General features: G+C 71.4%; 17 protein-coding genes and 1 pseudogene. 10 read left to right on the top strand and 8 right to left on the bottom strand.

The window, feature by feature from the left end:
- Positions 1-157: 157 nt before the first annotated feature.
- Together ACFVXA_RS10025 and ACFVXA_RS10020 are read left to right on the top strand one after the other, a co-directional pair.
- Positions 158-1,633, top strand: a complete 1,476-nt coding sequence (locus tag ACFVXA_RS10025; RefSeq protein ID WP_383738367.1) for a 3' terminal RNA ribose 2'-O-methyltransferase Hen1 — start codon at positions 158-160, stop codon at positions 1,631-1,633.
- Positions 1,630-4,176, top strand: coding sequence for a polynucleotide kinase-phosphatase (locus ACFVXA_RS10020; protein ID WP_390024564.1), 2,547 nt, complete (start codon positions 1,630-1,632; stop codon positions 4,174-4,176). The genes ACFVXA_RS10025 and ACFVXA_RS10020 overlap by 4 nt, the downstream gene beginning before the upstream one ends.
- Before the next feature lie 36 nt (positions 4,177-4,212).
- On the opposite strand, the gene ACFVXA_RS10015 is transcribed toward ACFVXA_RS10020, so the two are convergent.
- Together ACFVXA_RS10015 and ACFVXA_RS10010 are read right to left on the bottom strand one after the other, a co-directional pair.
- Entirely contained in the window at positions 4,213-5,106 is an 894-nt protein-coding gene (locus ACFVXA_RS10015; RefSeq protein WP_362017237.1) for a hypothetical protein, read from the bottom strand.
- Complete coding sequence (locus tag ACFVXA_RS10010; RefSeq protein WP_362017239.1) at positions 5,103-6,215, bottom strand: SPFH domain-containing protein; 1,113 nt, start codon at positions 6,213-6,215, stop codon at positions 5,103-5,105. Before ACFVXA_RS10010 ends, ACFVXA_RS10015 begins: the two co-directional genes overlap by 4 nt.
- A 196-nt stretch (positions 6,216-6,411) precedes the next feature.
- On the opposite strand from ACFVXA_RS10010, the gene ACFVXA_RS10005 reads away from it, so the two are divergent.
- From ACFVXA_RS10005 to ACFVXA_RS09995, 3 genes are all read left to right on the top strand, one after another.
- Complete coding sequence (locus tag ACFVXA_RS10005) at positions 6,412-7,635, top strand: arginine deiminase (RefSeq protein ID WP_362017241.1); 1,224 nt, start codon at positions 6,412-6,414, stop codon at positions 7,633-7,635.
- Positions 7,636-7,748: 113 nt separating this feature from the next.
- Positions 7,749-8,756 carry an ornithine carbamoyltransferase gene (gene argF / locus ACFVXA_RS10000; RefSeq protein WP_390024562.1) on the top strand — a complete coding sequence of 336 codons (1,008 nt, stop codon included), beginning with the start codon at positions 7,749-7,751 and terminating at the stop codon, positions 8,754-8,756.
- 345 nt (positions 8,757-9,101) lie between these two features.
- Positions 9,102-10,553 carry an amino acid permease gene (locus ACFVXA_RS09995; RefSeq protein WP_389744897.1) on the top strand — a complete coding sequence of 484 codons (1,452 nt, stop codon included), beginning with the start codon at positions 9,102-9,104 and terminating at the stop codon, positions 10,551-10,553.
- Here the strand turns inward: ACFVXA_RS09995 and ACFVXA_RS09990 are convergent.
- Positions 10,513-10,965 (bottom strand): ATP-binding protein, encoded by a 453-nt coding sequence (locus tag ACFVXA_RS09990; RefSeq protein WP_362017248.1) that lies wholly within the window; start codon positions 10,963-10,965, stop codon positions 10,513-10,515. The two genes, ACFVXA_RS09995 and ACFVXA_RS09990, sit on opposite strands and share 41 nt — an antisense overlap.
- Before the next feature lie 395 nt (positions 10,966-11,360).
- On the opposite strand from ACFVXA_RS09990, the gene ACFVXA_RS09985 reads away from it, so the two are divergent.
- Together ACFVXA_RS09985 and ACFVXA_RS09980 are read left to right on the top strand one after the other, a co-directional pair.
- A complete protein-coding gene (locus ACFVXA_RS09985) occupies positions 11,361-12,188 on the top strand; it encodes an enoyl-CoA hydratase family protein (protein ID WP_390024560.1) in 828 nt (275 codons plus the stop codon).
- Between the two features lie 168 nt (positions 12,189-12,356).
- Positions 12,357-14,624, top strand: a complete 2,268-nt coding sequence (locus tag ACFVXA_RS09980) for a bifunctional salicylyl-CoA 5-hydroxylase/oxidoreductase (RefSeq protein WP_390024558.1) — start codon at positions 12,357-12,359, stop codon at positions 14,622-14,624.
- A gap of 401 nt (positions 14,625-15,025) precedes the next feature.
- On the opposite strand, the pseudogene ACFVXA_RS09975 reads toward ACFVXA_RS09980, so the two are convergent.
- Both ACFVXA_RS09975 and ACFVXA_RS09970 read right to left on the bottom strand, forming a co-directional pair.
- Positions 15,026-15,829, bottom strand: a pseudogene (locus tag ACFVXA_RS09975) (PaaX family transcriptional regulator C-terminal domain-containing protein); the annotation flags it as partial.
- A 15-nt stretch (positions 15,830-15,844) separates the two neighbouring features.
- Positions 15,845-17,542: an AMP-binding protein gene (locus ACFVXA_RS09970; protein WP_390024556.1), complete on the bottom strand. Its 1,698-nt coding sequence runs from the start codon at positions 17,540-17,542 to the stop codon at positions 15,845-15,847.
- Positions 17,543-17,670: 128 nt separating this feature from the next.
- Here ACFVXA_RS09970 and ACFVXA_RS09965 point away from each other — a divergent pair, with 128 nt between their 5' ends.
- The gene (locus tag ACFVXA_RS09965; RefSeq protein ID WP_362017256.1) at positions 17,671-18,822 is read left to right on the top strand and encodes an acyl-CoA dehydrogenase family protein; all 1,152 of its coding nucleotides are present in this window, start codon (positions 17,671-17,673) and stop codon (positions 18,820-18,822) included.
- The gene (locus ACFVXA_RS09960) at positions 18,819-19,217 is read left to right on the top strand and encodes a RidA family protein (protein WP_362017258.1); all 399 of its coding nucleotides are present in this window, start codon (positions 18,819-18,821) and stop codon (positions 19,215-19,217) included. The genes ACFVXA_RS09965 and ACFVXA_RS09960 overlap by 4 nt, the downstream gene beginning before the upstream one ends.
- Before the next feature lie 71 nt (positions 19,218-19,288).
- Here ACFVXA_RS09960 and ACFVXA_RS09955 read toward each other — a convergent pair whose 3' ends face one another.
- Complete coding sequence (locus ACFVXA_RS09955; RefSeq protein WP_383738342.1) at positions 19,289-19,483, bottom strand: DUF5999 family protein; 195 nt, start codon at positions 19,481-19,483, stop codon at positions 19,289-19,291.
- A gap of 252 nt (positions 19,484-19,735) precedes the next feature.
- Between ACFVXA_RS09955 and ACFVXA_RS09950 the strand changes: the two genes are divergently transcribed.
- On the top strand, positions 19,736-20,161 hold the full coding sequence (locus tag ACFVXA_RS09950) for a DUF6299 family protein (protein WP_362017262.1): 426 nt from the start codon (positions 19,736-19,738) through the stop codon (positions 20,159-20,161).
- A 76-nt stretch (positions 20,162-20,237) separates the two neighbouring features.
- Here ACFVXA_RS09950 and ACFVXA_RS09945 read toward each other — a convergent pair whose 3' ends face one another.
- The gene (locus ACFVXA_RS09945; RefSeq protein WP_362017264.1) at positions 20,238-21,767 is read right to left on the bottom strand and encodes a UDP-N-acetylglucosamine 1-carboxyvinyltransferase; all 1,530 of its coding nucleotides are present in this window, start codon (positions 21,765-21,767) and stop codon (positions 20,238-20,240) included.
- A gap of 266 nt (positions 21,768-22,033) precedes the next feature.
- A complete protein-coding gene (locus ACFVXA_RS09940; RefSeq protein ID WP_362017266.1) occupies positions 22,034-22,231 on the bottom strand; it encodes a DUF4236 domain-containing protein in 198 nt (65 codons plus the stop codon).
- Between the last annotated feature and the right edge of the window lie 227 nt (positions 22,232-22,458).

Raw genomic sequence — 22,458 nt, 5'->3', positions numbered from 1 at the left:
GCCGCCGACGCCGGTCACCGCGCCGGGCACCGAGGGGGCCGTCGACGTACGCGGAGGAAATTCCCGAATCCCTTCGAGGCGTTCGCTGTACGTTGTGAAGGCGCTGTGATCAACCAGGCGCGCCTTCCCACTGAAGACGTTTCGAGGCAGACCCACCGTGTTCCTGACGATCAGTACCACCGGTACCCCAGAGCGCCCCGCGACCGACCTCGGTTTCCTGCTGCACAAGCATCCCGACAAGGCGCAGGCGTTCTCGACCTCCTACGGCACGGCGCACGTCCTGTACCCCGAGGCGTCCGTCGAGCGGTGCACGGCCGCGCTGCTGCTGGAGGTCGACGCGGTGGCGCTGGTCCGGCGCGGCAAGGGCAAGGGCCGCGGCGGTGCGCCCGACGCCGCGCTCGCGCAGTACGTCAACGACCGCCCGTACGCGGCCTCCTCCCTGCTCGCCGTGGCGCTGAGCAGCGTGTTCTCCAGCGCGATGAAGGGCCAGTGCACCGCCAGGCCCGAGCTGCCGGAGCAGCCCAGGCCGCTGCGGATCGAGGTGCCCGCGCTGCCCGCACGCGGCGGCGCCGACCTCGTACGACAGCTCTTCGAGCCGCTGGGCTGGAGGGTGACGGTCGAGGCCGTGGCGCTGGACGGCGAGTTCCCGGAGTGGGGCGACTCGCGGTACGTGCGCCTCGTACTGGATGCGGCCGGGCTGACGCTCGCCGAAGCGCTGCGCCACCTCTACGTTCTGCTCCCCGTGCTCGACGACGCCAAGCACTACTGGGTGTCGTCCGACGAGGTCGACAAGCTGCTGCGGGCGGGCGAGGGCTGGCTGCCGGACCACCCCGAGCAGAAGCTGATCACCAGCCGGTACCTCTCGCGCCGCTGGTCGCTGACCCGGGAGGCCATGGAGCGCCTCGAACTCGTACGGCTCGCCGAGGCCGACGACACCGAGGTCGAGGAGATCGACAACGCGGTCGACGAGGAGACGGACACCGAGGAGAAGCCCGTGCCGCTCGCGGTCCGGCGGCGGGACGCGATCCTCGCCGCGCTGCACACGTCCGGAGCGGCCCGCGTCCTCGATCTCGGCTGCGGACAGGGCCAGTTGGTGCAGGCACTGCTCAAGGACACGCGGTTCACCGAGATCGTGGGCGTCGATGTGTCGATGCGCGCGCTCACCATCGCCTCGCGGCGGCTCAAGCTGGACCGGATGGGCGAGCGGCAGGCCGCGCGCGTCCAGCTCCTCCAGGGCTCGCTGGCCTACACCGACACCCGCCTCAAGGGGTACGACGCCGCCGTGCTCAGCGAGGTCATCGAGCACCTCGACCTGCCGAGGCTGCCCGCCCTGGAGTACGCGGTGTTCGGCTCCGCCCGCCCGAGGACGGTCCTCGTCACGACGCCGAACGTCGAGTACAACGTCCGCTGGGAGACCCTCCCGGCCGGCCACTCCCGGCACGGCGACCACCGCTTCGAGTGGACGCGCGAGGAGTTCCGGACCTGGGCCGAGCGGGTCGCCCGACGCCATGGCTACGACGTGGAGTTCACTCCCGTCGGGCCCGACGACCCCGAGGTGGGCCCGCCCACCCAGATGGCCGTTTTTTCGATGAGCACAGACACGCCGACCACGAAGGAGGAGAAGGCCGCATGACCGACGAGATCAAGAAGGCACGTACCCTGCCCGTCACCGACCTCTCCCTCGTGGTCCTGATCGGTGTGTCGGGATCGGGCAAGTCGACCTTCGCCCGCAAGCACTTCAAGCCGACCGAGGTCATCTCCAGCGACTTCTGCCGGGGCCTCGTCGCCGACGACGAGAACGACCAGAGCGCCAGCGGCGACGCCTTCGACGTCCTGCACTACATCGCGGGCAAGCGGCTCGCGGCCGGCCGCCGCACGGTCGTCGACGCGACCAGCGTGCAGCAGGAGAGTCGCCGCCAGCTCCTCGAACTCGCCAAGAAGTACGACGTGTTGCCCATCGCGATCGTGCTGGATGTGCCGGAGGAGGTGTGCGCCGAGCGCAACGCCTCCCGCACCGACCGCGCGGACATGCCCCGCCGCGTCATCCAGCGCCACACCCGTGAACTCCGCCGCTCGCTGCGGCACTTGGAACGCGAGGGGTTCAGGAAGGTACACGTCCTGCGGGGCGTGGCGGACATCGAGAACGCGTCGGTCGTCACCGAGAAGCGTTTCAACGACCTGACCCACCTCACCGGCCCCTTCGACATCATCGGCGACATCCACGGCTGCGCCTCCGAACTGGAGTTGCTGCTCAGGAAGTTGGGGTACGTCGACGGGGTGCACCCGCAGGGACGTACGGCCGTCTTCGTCGGTGACCTCGTCGACCGCGGCCCGGACACCCCGGGCGTGCTGCGCCGCGTGATGTCCATGGTCGGGTCCGGCAGCGCCCTGTGCGTGCCCGGCAACCACGAGAACAAGTTCGGCCGCCACCTCAAGGGCCGCAAGGTCCAGCACACCCACGGCCTCGCCGAGACCATCGAGCAGATGGAGGGGGAGAGCGAGGAGTTCAAGGGGCAGGTGCGGGAGTTCCTGGACGGACTCGTCAGTCACTACGTGCTCGACGGGGGCAGGCTCGTCGTCTGCCACGCCGGACTGCCCGAGAAGTACCACGGGCGGACCTCCGGCCGGGTGCGCTCGCACTCCCTGTACGGCGACACGACCGGCGAGACGGACGAGTTCGGGCTGCCGGTGCGCTACCCGTGGGCGGAGGACTACCGGGGCCGGGCGGCCGTCGTCTACGGCCACACCCCGGTCCCGACGGCCACCTGGTTGAACAACACCATCTGCCTCGACACCGGTGCCGTCTTCGGCGGCAAGCTCACCGCGCTGCGCTGGCCGGAACGCGAGCTCGTCGACGTACCGGCCGAGCGGGTCTGGTACGAGCCGGCCAAGCCGCTCGCTTCCGAGGCGCCCGGCGGACACGAGGGCCGGCCGCTGGACCTGGCGGACGTGTACGGCCGCCGGGCCGTCGAGACGCGGCACGCGGGCCGGGTCGCCGTCCGCGAGGAGAACGCGGCGGCTGCCCTGGAAGTCATGAGCCGCTTCGCCGTGGACCCGCGGCTGCTCCCGTACCTGCCGCCGACCATGGCGCCGACCGCGACCTCGCACATCGAGGGCTACCTCGAGCATCCGGCCGAGGCCTTCGCGCAGTACCGGGAGGACGGGGTCGCCCGGGTCGTGTGCGAGGAGAAGCACATGGGCTCGCGGGCCGTGGCGCTGGTCTGCCGGGACGCGGAGGTGGCGCGCGAGCGGTTCGGGGTGGCGGACGGGCCCACGGGTTCGCTGTACACCCGTACCGGCCGGCCCTTCTTCGGCGACGCCGCCGTCACCGAGGAGATCCTCGGAAGGCTGCGGGCCGCCGTGACGGAGGCCGGGCTGTGGAAGGACCTGGAGACCGACTGGCTGCTGCTCGACGCCGAGCTGATGCCGTGGTCGCTGAAGGCGTCCGGGCTGCTGCGCAGTCAGTACGCGGCTGTGGGCGCCGCGTCCGGTGCAGCGTTCCCGGGGGCGCTGGCCGCGCTCGAAGGCGCGGCGGAGCGTGGGGTCGACGTACGGGACCTGCTGGCGCGGCAGCGTGAACGCGCCTCGGACGCGGCGGCGTTCACGGACGCGTACCGGCGCTACTGCTGGACGACGGACGGCCTGGACGGGGTGCGCCTGGCTCCCTTCCAGATCCTCGCGGTCCAGGGCCGGAGCCTCAGCGGGCTCCCGCACGACGAGCAGCTCGCCCTGCTCGACCGCCTCGTGGAGCACGACGGAACCGGACTGCTGCAGACGACCCGACGGCTGTACGTCGACACCGCCGACCCGGAGTCGGTGCGGGCCGGCGTCGACTGGTGGCTGGAGATGACCGGCCGCGGTGGCGAGGGCATGGTCGTCAAGCCGGTCGGCGCGGTGGTGCGCAGCCCGCAGGGCCGCCTGGTCCAGCCCGGCATCAAGTGCCGGGGGCGCGAGTACCTGCGGATCATCTACGGTCCGGAGTACACCCGCCCGGAGAACCTCGCGCGGCTGCGCGGGCGCTTCCTGAACCACAAGCGGTCGCTGGCGATCCGCGAATACGCGCTCGGGCTGGAGGCCCTGGACCGGCTCGCGGAGGGCGAGCCGCTGTGGCGAGTGCACGAGGCCGTGTTCGGGGTACTGGCGCTGGAGTCGGAACCGGTGGACCCACGCCTTTAGGGTTCTCGCCGCCCCGGGGACCGGCCCGCCCCGGCCTCACCCCACCAACCGCAGCCGGACCCCCGCCACCCCCACCCGCACCGTCTGCCCCCAGGTCAGCTCCACCGCGTCCCCCTCCATCCCGTCCCCGAACACGATGAGCCGGTCCGACTCCACGGTGAGGGAGAGGCGGCCGGACGCGGTGAGTTCGCCGGCCACGAGCGATGTGCCGGTGGCCGGTGACGGCCAGGCCTCGCGGACGAACCAGAGCAGGCGGTCGTCCGTGGGGCCGGGCAGCGGCTGTTCGCCGCCCCGCTCCTGCCATACGGAGCGGAGCCAGCCGGTGGCCCCCGTCCCGGTGCCCACCAGGACACCGGAGGAGGCCTGGGGCTCGACGGCACCCCCGTACTCGTCGAGCCCCAGCCGATAGCGGGCCGTCTGATGGCCCGCGGCTCCCAGGTAGATCTCGTTGAGCGCGACCAGCCGTTGCGTGTCGTCGGCGACCGCCTCGACCATGGTCAGTTCGTCGGCGTGGCCCCCGCGCGCGGCGGCGAGCAGCGCGCCCGCGTCGCCGGCGCGGTGCCGCACCAGCACCCCAGGATTGCGTCCCGGATCGGTGTCGATGCCCACGACCGGCTGGCCCGTGAGGTACTTGGCCACGTTCGCGACCAGTCCGTCCTGCCCGACCACGACCACCACGTCCTCGGGCGCGAAGAGGAACCGGTCCAGGTCCGCCCGCTCCACGCGCGCCTGACGCCATGTCAAGGGCACCACGGACACCACCTCGGCCAGCGCCTCCCGTGCCCGCCGGTGCCGTTCGGCCACCTCCTCGATGTCCCGTCCCCGGGAGGAGAGGAAGAACGCCGCCTGCCCGTGCGTGCCGTGCCGGGCGACCAACTCCTCGTACTCCGTGGTGCGATGGACGAGGACGACCCGGGGCGCGAGACTCACTCCGGCTCCCCGGCGACACCGTTGCCGAGCTTGGCGAGCAGCCCCGTCAGGACGTCCGGGGAGACCGTGACGCTCTCGATCCGCGGCAGGTTCTCCGCGAGCCGGGTGCCCGTCAGGGCATGCAGGGTGGTGACGTCCACGTCCCCGTGGACCCGCAGCCAGGCGGCCTGTGCCTCGGCCCGGGCCGCACCGATCTCGCGCTCGGCCTGGGCCTCGGCGCCCGCGAGCCGCACCTTACGGGTGGCCTCCGCTTCGGCGAGGCGCAGCGACCGCGTGGCCTCCGCCTCCGCGAGCTGCACCGTGCGCGCCGCTTCCGCCTCCGCGAGGCGCACCGTCCGTGCCGCCTCCGCACCGGCCCGTACCGCGTCCGCCGCCGCGTGCTCCTCCGCCTCGCGCCGTGCGTTCGTCCCCCGCTGGTCGACCAACTGCTCCTCGCGGCGGGCGAGTTCGATCTGGCTGGCGAGTTCGTTCTCGGCGATCGCGCGCTCCCGCTCGACGGCGACCGCGCGGCGTTCGTACGTCGCCTTGTCCGCGTCCTGTTGGATCTGCTCGCGGGCGGGGGTGCGCAGCGCCCGCTCCACCTCGGGCTCCGGGCGCAGCGCGACGACCCGCACGGCCACCACCTCGATCCCCGTCGCGGGCAGCCGGGGTTCGGCGGCGAGTCCGCCCGCGACCCGTTCCCGTACCGCCGCGACGCCGTCGACCAGGGCGGCCGCCAGCGACGTACGGGCCAGTACGTCCAGCGCGTGCTGCTGGGCCGTCTCGGTCAGCAGGGTCGAGAGCTGCTCCAGGGGTGCGCCGCGCCAGGCGCCGGTGTCGGGGTCGATGGAGAAGTCCAGGCGCGCGGCCGCGACCGCGGGATCGCTGATGCGGTAGGTGACGGTCGCCTGCACCGCGACGTCCTGGAAATCGGACGTACGGGCGTGGAAGGTCATCGCCAACTCGCGGTCGTCGACCGGGACTTCGGAGAGCGCGGCGGTCAGGGCGCGGTACCAGAAGCTGAGCCCGGGGCCGTCGTGCACCAGGCGGCCCGAGCGGTGGTGCCGGACATGGGCGGTCGGCGCTCCGCGCAGATGGCGCCAGCCCAGACGCCGGGTGATGTCGGCCATGTGTACCCCCTCGTCGCCGGGCGGTCCCGGCGATCCGTTGTCGCCGAGCGGTCCGGGCGACCTCTCGTGCTCGCTCGCTGTTGTCGTCAGTAAGACGATAAAGAGGTGGCGGCTTATCGTCAAGGGGACGAAATCAAAGAGGGGCGGGTCCGGCGATCGGCGGGTGAACACGCGTCCGGATGGTCAGGATGGAGACATGGGACTCCACGTCGACTCCGAGGCCGGGCGGCTGCGCCGCGTCATCCTGCACCGGCCGGATCTCGAGCTCAAAAGGCTCACCCCCAGCAACAAGGACGCCCTGCTCTTCGACGACGTGCTGTGGGTGCGCAGGGCGCGTGCGGAGCACGACGGGTTCGCCGACGTGCTGCGCGACCGCGGGGTCACCGTCCACCTCTTCGGTGACCTGCTCGCCGAGGCCCTGGAGATCCCGGCGGCCCGATCGCTCGTCCTTGACCGGGTGTTCGAGGAGAAGGAGTACGGGCCGCTGGCCACCGACCATCTCCGGGCCTCCTTCGAGACACTGCCCGCACCGGAGCTGGCGTCCGTGCTCGTCGGCGGCATGACCAAGCGGGAGTTCCTGGACGTCCACCCGGAGCCGACCTCCGTGCGCTTCCATGTCATGGACCTCGACGACTTCCTGCTCGGGCCGCTGCCCAATCACCTCTTCACCCGGGACACCTCCGCCTGGATCTACGACGGGGTCTCCATCAATGCCATGCGCTGGCCGGCCCGGCAGCGCGAGACCGTGCACTTCGAGGCGATCTACCGGCACCATCCGCTTTTCCGTGACGAGTCCTTCAACCTCTGGTCGGAGGGGCAGGTGGACTATCCGTCCACCATCGAGGGCGGTGACGTGCTCGTCATCGGCAACGGAGCCGTGCTCATCGGCATGAGCGAGCGGACGACGCCCCAGGCCGTCGAGATGCTCGCGCACAAGCTGTTCGCCGCCGGGTCCGCCCGTACGATCGTGGCGCTCGACATGCCCAAGCGGCGGGCCTTCATGCATCTCGACACCGTGATGACGATGGTCGACGGCGACACCTTCACGCAGTACGCCGGGCTCGGCATGCTCCGCTCGTACACCATCGAACCGGGCGCGGGGGACAAGGAGTTGAAGGTCACCGACCATCCCCCGGAGCACATGCACCGCGCGATCGCCGCGGCGCTGGGGCTGAGCGAGATCCGTGTCCTGACCGCCACGCAGGACGTGCACGCGGCCGAACGGGAGCAGTGGGACGACGGGTGCAACGTCCTCGCCGTCGAACCGGGGGTCGTGGTCGCCTACGAGCGGAACTCGACCACCAACACGCATCTGCGCAAACAGGGCATCGAGGTGATCGAGATCCCGGGGAGTGAGCTGGGGCGGGGGAGGGGCGGGCCGCGTTGTATGAGCTGTCCCGTCGAACGCGAGGCCGTGTAGCGGTACGGAGCGGTGCGGGGCGAGATCGTACAGTCACCATAGGTGCCGTATAGAAATTCTGGCCATCGTATAGAATTCCACAGTCCCCGTCTTCGTAACCCTGGAGCACCGCCATGGCGACAGTCCCGACCGCCCTCGCCGGCCGCCACTTCCTCAAGGAGCTGGACTTCACCGAAGAGGAGTTCCGCGGTCTGATCGAGCTGGCCGCCGAGCTGAAGGCGGCCAAGAAGGCCGGGACCGAGACCCAGTACCTGCGGGGCAGGAACATCGCGCTGATCTTCGAGAAGACCTCGACCCGCACGCGCTGCGCGTTCGAGGTCGCGGCGGCGGACCAGGGTGCCTCGACGACGTATCTGGACCCGTCCGGCTCGCAGATAGGCCACAAGGAGTCCGTGAAGGACACCGCGCGCGTCCTCGGCCGGATGTTCGACGCGGTCGAGTACCGGGGCGACAGCCAGGCCTCCGTCGAGGAGCTCGCCGCGTACGCCGGAGTGCCCGTCTACAACGGTCTGACCGACGACTGGCACCCCACCCAGATGCTCGCCGACGTGCTCACGATGACCGAGCACAGCGCCAAGCCGCTCGGCGAGATCGCCTTCGCCTACCTCGGCGACGCCCGCTTCAACATGGGCAACTCGTACCTGGTCACCGGCGCGCTGCTCGGCATGGACGTCCGCGTCGTCGCCCCCGAGGCCTACTGGCCCGCCGACGAGATCGTCACGCAGGCCCGCAAACTCGCGGAGCGCAGCGGCGGCCGCATCACGCTCACCGAGGACGTCTCCGAGGGTGTCCTCGGCGCCGACTTCGTCGCGACGGACGTCTGGGTCTCCATGGGGGAGCCCAAGGAGGTCTGGGCCGAGCGCATCGCCGCGCTGTCCCCGTACGCCGTGACCACGGACGTGCTGCGCGCCACCGGCAACCCCGACGTGAAGTTCCTGCACTGCCTCCCGGCCTTCCACGACCTCGGCACGAAGGTCGGCCGCGAGATCTACGAGACCCACGGCCTGGACTCCCTGGAGGTCACCGACGAGGTCTTCGAGTCGGCCCACTCCGTCGTCTTCGACGAGGCGGAGAACCGACTGCACACCATCAAGGCGATCCTGGTCGCCACGCTGGCCTGACCGTCGTCCCGGCGGGCCTGGCCGGTTGCGGCCGGCGCTGGCCTGACCCCTCGTCCCGGCGGGGCTGGCCGGTTGCGGGCCTCGCTGGTCTGTCCCTGGTTCCGGCGGGCTTGACCGGTTGCGGCCCGCGCTGACCTGACCCCTCGTTCCGGCGGGGCTGGTCGGTTGCGGGCCTCGCTGGTCTGGCGCCCGTCCCGGCGGGCCGGACTGGTTGCGGGCCTCGTCGGTCCGTCCCGTGTGTCAGCAGGCCTTATCCTGACCGGCGGCCCGGAGCCACCCATTCCGCGGCCGTCGGGCGACCCACCTCGCGTCGCACCCGCACCACCGGAAATGAGCACCACCCGCATGCCCGCTCCACGCACGCTCCGTATCAAGTCCCCCGAGGTCCTCCTCGCCGAATCGGGCGCCGACCTCGAAGGCCATGGCCTCAAGCGCACCATGGGCCTCTTCCAGCTCGTCTGCTTCGGCGTCGGCGCGATCGTCGGCACCGGGATCTTCGTCGGCCTGTCCGACTCGGTCGCCCAGGCCGGACCCGCCGTGGTCGTCTCCTTCATCCTCGCCGCGATCACCTGCGTCTTCACCGCGTTCGCGTTCGCGGAGCTGGGCGGCGCGATCCCGGTCTCCGGATCCTCGTACTCCTTCGCCTACGCCGGACTCGGCGAGGGCACCGCCTTCCTGGTCGGCTGGTGTCTGCTCCTGGAGTACGGCGTCTCGGTGTCGGCCGTCGCGGTCGGCTGGAGCCAGTACGTGAACGAGCTGCTCAGCAGCCTCACGGGCGGGCAGCTGCCCGCCGCGCTCTCCTCCGGACCGGCCGACGGCGGGATCATCAACGTGCCCGCGGTCATCGTGATCGCGCTGGCCTCGGTCCTGCTCGTGCGCGGCGTACGCGAGAGCGCCGGGGCGACCGCCGCCATGGCCGTGCTGAAGCTGGCCATCCTCGTGCTCTTCTGCGCGATCGGGTTCAGCGCCTTCAAGGACGGCAACCTCACGCCGTTCTCGCCGGCCGGACTCGGCGGCATCGGCGCGGGCACCACGGCCGCCTTCTTCTCGTACATCGGCTTCGACGCGATCACCACCGCGGGCGAGGAGGCGAAGAACCCCCGCCGCAACATCCCCATCGCCATCCTGATCTGCATCGGCCTGGTCACGCTGCTGTACTGCGCCGTGGCCATGGCCGCGATCGGCGCGATCGGCGGCGACGAGGTCGGTGGCCGCCAGGCCGCACTGTCGTACGTCGTCAACGAGGTCACCGGCTCCACCGTCGGCGGCGGTGTCATCGCGTTCGGCGCGGTCGTCGCCATCGCCTCGGTCGTCCTCGCGGTGATGTACGGGCAGACCCGCATCCTGATGTCGATGTCCCGTGACGGACTCGTTCCGCGCGTCTTCGAGAAGGTCTCGCCGAAGACCTCGACACCGGTGGCGGGCACCGTGATCGTCGCGGTCGTCTTCGCCGTCCCGGCCGCCTTCGCGTCGCTGGACGCCGCGGTCAACCTGTGCACGATCGGCACGCTCGCCACCATGGCCGCCGTCAATGTCGCGGTGATCGCGCTGCGCAGGAGGGAGCCGGGGCTGGCACGCACCTTCCGCGTGCCGCTCTATCCGGTCGTTCCGCTGCTGGGCGTGGGCTTCTGCCTGTATCTGATGTACGAGACGGGCTGGACGACCTGGATCCAGTTCGCGGGCTTCCTGGCGGCCGGATTCCTCGTGTACGTCCTCTACGGGCGCCGGCACTCCCGGCTGGCCGTCCGGGCGGAGGCTACGTCGGCCGCCGCTGAGCGGGAACCACAGGCAGTCTGAACCAGACCGCCTTGCCGGAGTCGGTGGGGCGGTGGCCGCAGGACGAGCTGAGGGTGCGGATCAGGAGCAGGCCGCGCCCGTGCTCCTGCCAGGGGTCCGGTTCGCCGACGGGGTGGGGGATCGTGAGATTGCCCGGCGGCGCCGGGTCCGGGTCGTGCACCTCGACCTGACAGCCGGTAGGCATCAGCTCCACGACCAGCTCTATGGGACCGTCCCCGGCGGTGTGCTCCACGGCGTTGGCGACCAGCTCCGCGGTGAGCAGTTCCGCCGTGTCGCTGTCGGCCGCGTGCTTCAGCTCGGCCAGCGCCGTACGGACCAGCGCGCGGGCGACGGGCACGGCCGCGGTGGAGTGCGGCAGCGCGATGCGCCAGGAGGCGGGGACGGGGGTGTCGTGCAAGGCGGGTCCGTTCATGGAGCAGGCTGTCCTGCTTTCAACCTCAGGAATGGTACGGCGCTGCCGGGCAGAGGCGCTCGGCGGCCTTTCACCGGGACGTTCGGCCCGGCATACGGCGTCGTACCCAGACCAACGGCCCGCCGCGCATGCTCGCTCCGACCGTTACGGGCCTGTCGATGATCCGTGACCGGGTGACGGGCGTGCGCGGCTCGTCGGGGCTTGTCGGGGCTCGCCGGGCGGGCCGGCCGCCCGGGTCGGTCGGGAGGTTGGTCGACGGGTCGGCCGACGGGTTGGCCGAGGGGTTGGCCGACGGGTTGGCCGACGGGTTGGCTTATCGTGCACTCGTGACGACAGTCACAGATGAGTGATAATTTCATGAGGTAGCGCCGCCCTGCCCGAGGAGGCCGCACGTCATGAGTCCCTTCACCGGCTCCGCCGTCCGTACCGCCGACTGGCAGCACCTGAGGTGCGCGATCGCCGACGGGGTCGCCACGGTCACCCTGGCCCGCCCCGAGAAGCTCAACGCGCTCACCTTCGGCGCCTACGCCGACCTGCGCGATCTGCTCGCGGAGCTGTCGCGCGAGCGCTCCGTACGCGCCCTGGTGCTGGCCGGCGAGGGCCGCGGCTTCTGCTCCGGAGGCGATGTCGACGAGATCATCGGCGCGACCCTCTCCATGGACACCGCCCAGCTCCTCGACTTCAACCGGATGACCGGGCAGGTCGTACGGGCGGTACGGGAGTGTCCGTTCCCGGTGATCGCGGCGGTGCACGGAGTGGCGGCGGGCGCGGGTGCGGTGCTGGCGCTGGCCGCCGACTTCCGGGTGGCCGACCCGTCGGCCCGCTTCGCCTTCCTCTTCACCCGCGTCGGCCTGTCCGGCGGCGACATGGGCGCGGCCTATCTGCTGCCCCGGGTCGTCGGACTCGGCCACGCGACCCGGCTGCTGATGCTCGGCGAACCGGTGCGCGCGCCCGAGGCCGAGCGGATCGGCCTGATCAGCGAGCTGGCCGACGAGGGCGGCGCCGACGAGGCCGCCCAGCAGCTGGCCCACCGCCTCGCCGAGGGCCCCGCCCTCGCGTACGCCCAGACCAAGGCCCTCCTCACCGCCGAACTCGACATGCCGCTCGCCGCCTCCGTCGAACTGGACGCCTCGACCCAGGCCCTGCTCATGAACGGCGAGGACTACGCCGAGTTCCATGCGGCCTTCACGGAGAAGCGGGCCCCGAAGTGGCGAGGGAGGTGAGACGCAATGCGCGAGAGCGAGCACGGGATGCGGGAGCGTGAGTTCGGGGCGCGCGGCGGGCGCGAGGGTGGGCGAGGCGTGCGTGGGACAGGCCAGGGTGGGCGAGGCGTGCGTGGGACGCGCGAGGGTGGGCGAGGCGTGCGTGGGACGGGCGAGGGTGGGCGCGCGATGCGCGTCGCGGTGATCGGCGGCGGTCCCGGCGGGCTCTACGCGGCAGCCCTCCTCAAGCGGCTCGACCCCGACCGTGAGATCACCGTCTGGGAGCGCAACGCCCCGGACGACACCTTCGGCTTCGGCGTGGTCCTCTCCGACGAGACGCTGGGCGGCATCGAGCACGCCGACCCGGTCGTGTACGCGGCGCTCCAGGACGACTTCGTGCGCTGGGACGACATCGACATCGTGCATCGCGGAGTGCGGCACACCTCCGGCGGCCACGGTTTCGCGGCGCTCGGCCGGCGCCGGCTGCTGGAGATCCTGCACGAGCGCTGCCACTCGCTCGGCGTCGAGCTGCGTTTTCGCGCGGAGGCCCCGCCCGTGGCCGAGCTGATGACGGCGTACGACCTCGTCGTCGCGGCCGACGGCGTGCACAGCCTCACCCGGGGCGCGTACGCCGAGGTGTTCGGACCGGCCGTGGAAGAGCACCGGTGCCGATACATCTGGCTCGCCGCCGACTTCGCCTTCGACGCCTTCCGTTTCGAGATCGCCGAGACCGAGCACGGCGTGATGCAACTGCACGGCTACCCGTATGCCGCCGACGCCTCCACGGTCATCATCGAGATGCGCGAAGAGGTGTGGCGGACGGCCGGGTTCGCGGACCTGGACGAGCAGGAGTCCGTCGAGCGGTGCGCCAAGTTCTTCGCGGACACGCTGGGCGGCCGGCCGCTGCGGTCCAACAAGTCGGCGTGGACCACCTTCCGCACCGTCGTCAACGACCGCTGGTCGCACCGGAACCTGGTCCTCCTCGGCGACGCCGCGCACACCGCCCACTTCTCCATCGGCTCCGGGACGAAACTCGCCGTCGAGGACGCCCTCGCGCTGGCCGCCTGTCTGGAGGAACAGCCCGGCCTCGAACGGGCCCTCGCCGCGTACGAGGAGGAGCGGCGCCCCGTCGTCGCGTCCACCCAGCGGGCGGCGCGGGCCAGCCTGGAGTGGTTCGAGGACCTCGACCGCTACCTCGACCAGCCCGTCCGCCAGTTCGCCTTCAACCTCCTCACCCGCAGCCGCCGCGTCACCCACGACAACCTGCGACTGCGCGACCCGCGTTTCACGACGGCCGTCGAGCGCGAGTTCGGCTGCCCGCCCGGTACGCCGCCGATGTTCACCCCGTTCCGGCTGCGCGGCCTGCGGCTGCGCAACCGTGTCGTCGTCTCGCCCATGGACATGTACTCGGCGGTGGACGGCGTCCCCGGCGACTTCCATCTCGTCCACCTCGGCGCGCGGGCGCTCGGCGGGGCCGGACTGGTGATGACCGAGATGGTGTGCGTGAGTCCCGAGGGCCGTATCACGCCCGGCTGCGCGGGTATCTACAGCCACCAACAGGCCCAGGCCTGGCGGCGGATCACCAACTTCGTGCACCAGCAGGCGCCGGGCACCGCGATCGGCATCCAGCTCGGCCACTCCGGCCGCAAGGGTTCGACGAAGCTGATGTGGGAGGGCATGGACGAACCGCTGGAGGACGGCGACTGGCCGCTCGTGGCCGCGTCCCCGATCCCGTACAAGCCGCGGAGCCGGACCCCGCGCGGGTTGTCCCGCGCCCAGCTCACCGATCTGCGCGAGCAGTTCGTGGCGGCCGCCTGGCGCGCCGCCCGCTGCGGCTTCGACCTGCTCGAACTGCACTGCGCCCACGGCTACTTGCTGTCCGGTTTCCTCTCACCGCTGACCAACCGGCGCACCGACGCGTACGGCGGCTCGCTCACCAAGCGGCTGCGCTTCCCGCTCGAAGTCTTCGACGCCGTACGGGCCGTATGGCCGGAGGAGCGGCCCATGACCGTCCGTATCTCCGCGACCGACTGGGCCGAGGGCGGCACCACCGGGGACGAAGCCGTCGAGATCGCCCGGGCGTTCGCCGCGCACGGCGCCGACGCGATCGACGTGTCGACGGGGCAGGTCGTGGCGGACGAGGAGCCGGAGTACGGGCGCTCCTACCAGACGCCGTACGCGGACCGGATCCGCCACGAGGCCGGCCTCCCCGTGATCGCCGTCGGAGCGATCTCCTCCTGGGACGACGTCAACTCCCTGATCCTGGCCGGGCGTACGGACCTGTGCGCGCTCGCCCGGCCGCATCTGTACGACCCGCACTGGACGCTGCACGCGGCGGCTGAGCAGGGCTACGAGGGTCCGGGCGTCGCCTGGCCCATGCCCTACCGGGCGGGCAGCCGACGTCCGCAGACCGGACGCATGGACGCCCCCAAACCCCGGCTCACGCTCGGGACTTGACGGCGTACCGGCTCAGGAGAGGTGACCATCCCGACGGTCGGCGTCGCACCGTCGGCCGGCGGAGAGGAAGCGGCGATCTTGTCACCGTCGAGGACTTCCACGCGGTGCCCCCGGCCTTCAGAGAGCAGGAGGAGGCCTGAGGGTTCTCTTAGCACCCGATGACGTATCTGAGGTCACACTCCGTCGGGGTGCTCGGGGTGCTCGGGGTGCTCGGGGTGCTCGGGGTGCTCGGGGTGCTCGGGGTGCTCGGGGTGCTCGGGGTGCTCGGGGTGCTCGGGGTGCTCGGAGTGCTCAGGCTGCTCAGGGTGCCCCGGCTGCTCGGCGTGCCCCGGCTGTTCCGGGTACGGGGCGTGCCCGGCCCGCTCCGGGTACTGGGAGTGCGCGGAGTGCGCGGGCACGTCCGCGAACACCGCCCCCGCGTCCCGCAGCCGCTCGTGCAACGCCCGGAAGACGGCGGCCGAGCGGGCGCCCGGCCAGTCCTGGGGCAGCAGCGCGGCGGGCAGTCCCGGGTCGGCGTACGGGAGATGGCGCCAGGAGTCGAGGGCGAGCAGATAGTCGCGGTACGCCTCCTCGGACGGGGTGTCCGAGCGCCGCTCCCAGGCGTGCAGCACGGGCGCGTGCTGGTCGAGGAACTCCTCGTGCTCCTTGGCGATGGCGGCCAGGTCCCACCAGCGCGCGGCCGCGTCGGCCGTCGCCGCGAAGCCGAGGTGCTCCCCGCGGAACAACTCGACGTACGGATCGAGCCGCAGCCGCTCCAGGGTGTGCCGTGTCTCCTCGTACAGCCGCGCCGGGGCGAGCCACACCCCGGGGGCCGCCGTCCCGAAGCCGAGACCGGCGAGCCGCGAGCGCAGCACATGCCGCTTCTGGCGCTCGGACTCCGGCACGGAGAACACGGCGAGCACCCAGCCGTCGTCCTGCGGCGGCGCCGTCGCGTACACCCGCCGGTCGCCGTCGTCGAGCAACTGGCGCGCGTCCGCCGACAGCGCGTACCCGGCAGCGCCGGCGGCCGTGCGCGCCGGTTCCAGGAGGCCGCGGCGCTTGAGCCGGGACACCGACGACCGTACGGAGGGCGCGTCGACGCCGACCGCGGCGAGAAGCCGGATCAACTCGGCCACCGGCACGGGGCCGGGCATGAAACGGCCGTACGCGCCGTAGAACGTCACGATCAGGGACCGGGGGGCGTGCTGCTCTGACACGTTGATCACTCTAGTGCGCGAAGATCACTTGGGGTCGCCGCCTGTGGACAAGTCACCCTCCGGGGCGGGCGGCACCGGGGCGTCCGGACGGCCGTGCTCGCGCAGCCGGAACCGCTGGAGCTTGCCCGTCGCGGTGCGCGGCAGCGCCTCCAGGAAGACGATCTCGCGGGGGCATTTGTACGGCGCGAGCTCCGACTTGAGGAAGGCGCGCAGCGCCTCCACGTCCTGGCGCGCGCCGGCGCGCAGGACCGCGTACGCCACCACGACCTGCCCGCGCGCCTCGTCGGCCCGCCCCACGACGGCCGTCTCGACCACGTCCGGGTGACGCAGCAGGGCGTCCTCGACCTCCGGGCCCGCGATGTTGTACCCCGCCGAGATGATCATGTCGTCGGCGCGGGCGACATAGCTGAAGTAGCCGTCGGGGTCGCGCACATAGGTGTCGCCGGTGATGTTCCAGCCACCGCGGACGTACTCCCGCTGCCGGGGGTCGGCGAGATAGCGGCAGCCGACCGGGCCGCGCACCGCGAGCAGCCCGGGCTCGCCGTCCGGCACCGGCGAACCGTCGGCGTCGACCACGCGCGCGTGCCACCCCGGTACCGGAATGCCCGTGGTGCCGGGGCGGACGTGCTCGTCGGCCGCGGAGATGAAGATGTGCAGCAGCTCGGTGGCGCCGATGCCGTTGATGATCCGCAGCCCGGTGCGCGCGTGCCAGCCCCGCCAGGTAGCGGCGGGCAGGTTCTCGCCCGCGGACACACAGCGCCGCAGCGACCCGGTGTCGTGGTCGTCCAGCTCCGCGAGCATCGCCCGGTACGCGGTCGGCGCGGTGAACAGCACGGAGACGCCGTGCTCGGCGATCGCCGGCAGCAGTTGCTTGGGGCCCGCCTGTTCGAGCAGCAAGGAGCAGGCACCGGCACGCATCGGGAAGACGACGAGACCGCCGAGCCCGAACGTGAAACCCAGCGGAGGACTGCCCGCGAAGACATCGTCCTCATGTGGCCGCAACACATGCTTCGAGAAGGTGTCCGCTATCGCCAACACATCGCGATGGAAGTGCATACAGCCTTTGGGCCGTCCCGTGGTGCCCGAGGTGAACGCGATCAGCGCGACGTCGTCGGCCGCCGTGTCGACCGCCTCGAACGGCTCGTCCGGCGCGCCCGTGATCCGCAGCAGCAGGTCGTCGGGCGCGTCCCCGCCGTACGTCGTGACCCGCAGTCCCGGGATCTCCGCCTTGACCAGGTCGTCGACCGACCGTACGTCGCACAGCGCGTGCGTCACCCGTGCGATCTCGCACATGGTGGTCAGCTCGTGCCGACGCTGCTGCGCGAGCACGGTGACGGCGACCGCGCCCGCCTTCAGCACCGCCAGCCAGCACGCCGCCAGCCACGGTGTGGTGGGGCCGCGCAGCAGCACCCGGTTACCGGGCACGACGCCCAGCTCGGTGCTGAGCACATGGGCGATGCGGTCGACGCGGGCGCGCAGCTGTCCGTAAGTCCACAGGTCGCCGGACGCGGTACGGAAGACGGGGCGCTCGTGGCCGGCGTGGCCGAGGAGTTCCGCGGCGCAGTTCAGCCGATCGGGGTAGCGCAGCTCGGGCAGATCGAAGTGGAGCTCGGGCCACTGCTCCTGGGGCGGGAGGTGGTCGCGCGCGAAGGTGTCGATGTGGGCCGAGGCGTCAACGCCCGCGTAAGCGTTTGCGCGGACGCCGGTGTCCCTGGGATCCATGGCGGTTCGCCCCCTTGCCTTGGTGGGCGTCGTGGTGGGCTCGCACCAGGAGCGTATCGGGTTGGTGACGACAGTCAACGGTTCGCGATAACGTGGGAGAGGGTTCGACGGGGCAGAGAGGACCGGCAATGACCGCATTCTCGCTTGATCCGGCACAGGCCGCCTGGTGCGGCGAGCTGCGCGCGCTGGCGGCGCAGCAGCTGCGCCCGCTGGCGGAGAAGGGCGAGCCGGGCCATGTCAACCGCCCCCTCGTCGCCGAACTCGGCCGACTCGGCCTGCTCGCCCGTCTGTTCACCTCGGGCGCGCTGGACCTCTGCCTGATGCGTGAGTCCCTGGCCCAGGCCTGCACCGAGGCCGAGACCGCGCTGGCTCTGCAAGGGCTGGGCGCGCACCCGGTCCACGCGTACGGGACACGGGCCCAGTGCGAGCGCTGGCTGCCCTCCGTCTCGGACGGCAGCGCGGTCGCCGCCTTCGCGCTGAGCGAGCCCGGCGCGGGCTCCGACGCGGCCGCGCTGGCGCTCAGGGCGGACGAGGACGGCCTGGACGGCTGGCGGCTGACCGGCGAGAAGTGCTGGATCTCCAACGCACCCGAGGCCGACTTCTACACGGTCTTCGCACGGACCGCCCCCGACGCCGGAGCCCGCGGCGTCACCGCCTTCCTCGTCCCCGCCGACCGACCCGGCCTCACCGGCACCCCGCTCGACATGCTCTCCCCGCACCCCATCGGAGCCCTCGCCTTCGACGCCGTACCGGTGACGGCGGACGACGTGCTCGGGGAACCCGACCGCGGCTTCCGGGTCGCCATGCACACCCTCAACCTCTTCCGGCCGAGCGTGGGCGCCTTCGCGCTCGGCATGGCGCAGGCGGCGCTGGAGGCGACCCTGGCGCACACCGCGGGGCGGGAGGCGTTCGGCGGCCGGCTGAGGGACCTCCAGACGGTGGCCCACCAGGTCGCCGAGATGGCGCTGCGCACGGAGGCCGCCCGCCTGATGGTGTACGCGGCAGCGGCGGCGTACGACGAAGGGGCACCGGACGTACCCAAGCGCGCGGCGATGGCGAAGCTGCTGGCCACCGAGACGGCCCAGTACGTCGTCGACGCGGCCGTACAGCTGCACGGCGCCCGCGCCCTGCGCCGCGGTCATCTCCTCGAACACCTCTACCGGGAGGTCCGCGCGCCGCGTATCTACGAGGGGGCGAGTGAGGTCCAACGAGCTGTCATAGCAAAGGAGTTGTACCGGGAGATGTCCGAGCGTCCGAATGTCACCGTGGAGGTCGAGTGAGCACCGAGCGCGTCAACCCGCCCGAGCTCTCGCCGCCCACGGGCTTCTCCCACGCGGTCGTCGCCACCGGCAGCCGCGTCGTCTTCCTGGCGGGCCAGACGGCGCTCGACGCGGACGGGAAGGTGATCGGCGAGACGCTGCCCGAGCAGTTCGAGCGGGCCCTGACGAATCTGCTGACCGCGCTGCGGGCCGCGGGGGGCGCTCCGGCGGACCTCGCCCGGGTCACGGTCTACGCCACGGACGTCGCCGACTATCGCACCCACGCCCGCGAACTCGGCCGTATCTGGCGGGAGTCGGCGGGCCGCGACTACCCCGCGATGGCCGTCATCGGCGCCGCCCGCCTCTGGGACGAACGGGCCCTCGTCGAACTCGACGGCTTCGCGGTGCTGCCCTAGCCGCGCCGGCTGAGCGGACCGAACCGGCTGAGCCGACCGAGCCGACTGCCCCGACCGAGCCGGCCGCGGGCTCAGGCCGCGACGGCCAGCCGCTCGACGGCTCCCCGGTACGGAGCGACCACGCTGCCGTCGGGGAGCAGTTCACCGGTGTCGTCGAAGACGATCGCGCCGTCGCACCGGAGGTTCCAGCCCTGCTCGGGGTGGGCCGCCACGATGTGCGGGGCGTGGGAGTCCGCGGACGGGCACGAGGACTGGTGGGAACACATGGCGCACCTCCACGTCGGATGCGATGAGTATGGCGGCGCTCTCGCCGCCCTTCGCATACATAGACCATGCGCGCGCGGCGAACTCATCGGAACAGCCGGACGTGAAGCGTGACAACACGCGGACAACTCTCGGACGTCCCCAAGACGGACGGCGCGGACTCGCCACCAAAGGGGTGACGATCACCGCCCCGGGGACGCCGGACCGGTACCCATGGAGCGCCCCTTCCCGCCCCCGTTCCAGGAGGTACTTCCATGTCCTTGCGCCAAGTCATCGGCGCGGCCACCGGCGCCGCGCTGCTCCTGCTCGTCGCACCGTCCGCCGTGGCCGTGTCCCGCGCGTCCGACGAGCTGACCGTCGACCCCACCGGCCATGTCGCGGCCGACGGCACCGTCACCCTCTCCGGCACCTACCGCTGTCTGAGCGCCTCCGGGCCCGTGTTCGTCTCCTCCTCGGTGTCGCAGGGCGACTCCAGGGTGTACTACGGCATCGGCGGCAGCTCGGCCGTCTGCGACGGCGCGGAGCACCGCTGGACCAACTCCGAGAAGCGCGCCCCCGGCGCCCTCACGCCGGGCACCGCACACGTCGAGGCCACCTTGATGGAACTGAGCGCGACCGGCCTTCCGCTGCCCATGTTCCACGCGATCCAGGATCAGGACATCAAGGTCGTCGCGGGCTGAGCGGGCGCCGCAGTACACATGCGGGGAGCCGCCGACCCGGAACGGGACCGGCGGCTCCCCGCACGTGGCTCGACCCTCAGATGTCCCGGAAGATCTCGATCTGCGCCCCGATCGTGTTGAGGCGCTCCGCCAGATCCTCGTATCCGCGGTTGATGACGTACACGTTCCGCAGGACGGACGTGCCCTCGGCCGCCATCATCGCCAGCAGCACGACCACGGCGGGCCGCAGCGCGGGCGGGCACATCATCTCGGCGGCCCGCCAGCGGGTCGGGCCCTCCACCAGCACGCGGTGCGGGTCGAGGAGTTGGAGCCGGCCGCCGAGGCGGTTGAGGTCGGTCAGGTAGATCGCGCGGTTGTCGTAGACCCAGTCGTGGATGAGGGTCTGGCCCTGGGCGGAGGCCGCGATGGCCGCGAAGAACGGGACGTTGTCGATGTTCAGGCCCGGGAACGGCATCGGGTGGATCTTGTCGATCGGCGCCTCCAGCTTGGAGGGCCGGACGGTCAGGTCCACCAGGCGCGTACGGCCGTTGTCGGCGAAGTACTCCGCCGAGCGGTCGTGGTCGAGGCCCATCTCCTCCAGGACCGCGAGCTCGATCTCCAGGAACTCGATCGGCACCCGGCACACCGTCAGCTCCGACTCGGTGACCACGGCGGCGGCGAGCAGGCTCATCGCCTCGACCGGGTCCTCGGAGGGCGAGTAGTCCACGTCGACGTCGATGTTCGGCACACCGTGGACGGTGAGCGTGGTGGTGCCGATGCCCTCCACCCGTACGCCCAGCGCCTCCAGGAAGAAGCACAGGTCCTGGACCATGTAGTTGGAGGAGGCGTTGCGGATGACGGTCACGCCGTCGTGGCGGGCGGCCGCGAGCAGCGCGTTCTCGGTCACCGTGTCGCCGCGCTCGGTCAGCACGATCGGGCGGCCGGGAGTGACCGAGTGGTCTACCTGGGCGTGATAGAGCCCCTCGGTGGCGGCGATGTCGAGCCCGAAGCGGCGCAGCGCGATCATGTGCGGCTCGATGGTCCGGGTGCCCAGGTCGCAACCGCCCGCGTACGGCAGCTTGAAGCTGTCCATACGGTGCAGCAGCGGGCCGAGGAACATGATGATCGAGCGCGTGCGGCGGGCCGCCTCGGCGTCGATCGCCTCCATCTCCAGCTCGGAGGGGGGCACGATTTCGAGGTCCACCCCGTCGTTGATCCAGCGGGTGCGGACGCCGATCGAACCGAGTACCTCCAAAAGGCGGTACACCTCTTCGATCCGGGCGACGCGGCGCAGCACCGTGCGCCCCTTGTTCAGCAGCGTCGCGCACAGCAGCGCCACACACGCGTTCTTGCTGGTCTTGACGTCGATCGAGCCCGACAGACGACGCCCGCCCACGACGCGCAGATGCATCGGACCCGCATAGCCCAGAGAGACGATTTCGCTGTCCAGGGCCTCACCGATTCGGGCGATCATCTCAAGGCTGATGTTTTGGTTGCCGCGCTCGATGCGATTGACGGCGCTCTGACTGGTGCCGAGTGCCTCGGCCAGCTGCGACTGTGTCCAGCCCCGGTGTTGCCGGGCGTCACGGATGAGCTTGCCGATGCGTACGAGGTAGTCGTCTGCCATGGCGCGACCGTATATCGGATGTGAGATAAAGAAAAATGGAGCGCGTCCTTCCGTGTAGTGCGGGTCAGAAGGCGTCGGTCGCAGGGGAGTTCGGGTGCTGTGCTCCGGGAGCGCGGCGACGATGGTGGTGCGTCCTGGGGGCGGCCGGTTGATGTCACGTCCGGTGAGTGCCGTGAAGATACGGGTCCATGACGGTTCGTCGGCACTGAGAAGCTTTGTCGCTTTTCAGGCGCTTCATCCGTGTGTGGAGCCGGGGTCCCCAGGCGTCACCGCTCCCTGCGCCGTGTCGTCCGCCGCCACCCGAAGGGGCCCGGCAGGTCCATCGACGTGGTCCGGCGCCCGGTGCTGCTGTGGGTGTGCTTCGGCCCGTGCTGTCCACCGGTGGTGATCGACCACGAGTGACGGTTGATGTTCAGCCGCACCCCGGGAAGGATGCGGAAACTCTTGCGGAACGTCAGTGGCATGGCTGCCCCCCTCGCGTCGGTTACGCCGGGTGGTTCCCGGTCGACACCGGGTACCCCGAAGGAGGCCGGGCATGACCAGCCCGCGCCCATGTACTAGAGTTATCTCGACATCGAGATATCTGCCGAAGGCGCCCCGCAGCCGCCACCCTGGTAAGGGTTACCTAACTTAGCCTTACCTTAGCGGATCGGTCCATCAGTCGTGGCGGCAGGATTGCGGTGGGTACGCG

The sequence above is a fragment of the Streptomyces sp. NPDC058246 genome, from assembly GCF_042881985.1.
Classification (GTDB): Bacteria; Actinomycetota; Actinomycetes; order Streptomycetales; family Streptomycetaceae; genus Streptomyces.
The sequence above is the reverse complement of the archived record's forward strand: the minus strand, read 5'-3'. Positions and strand labels throughout refer to the sequence as shown.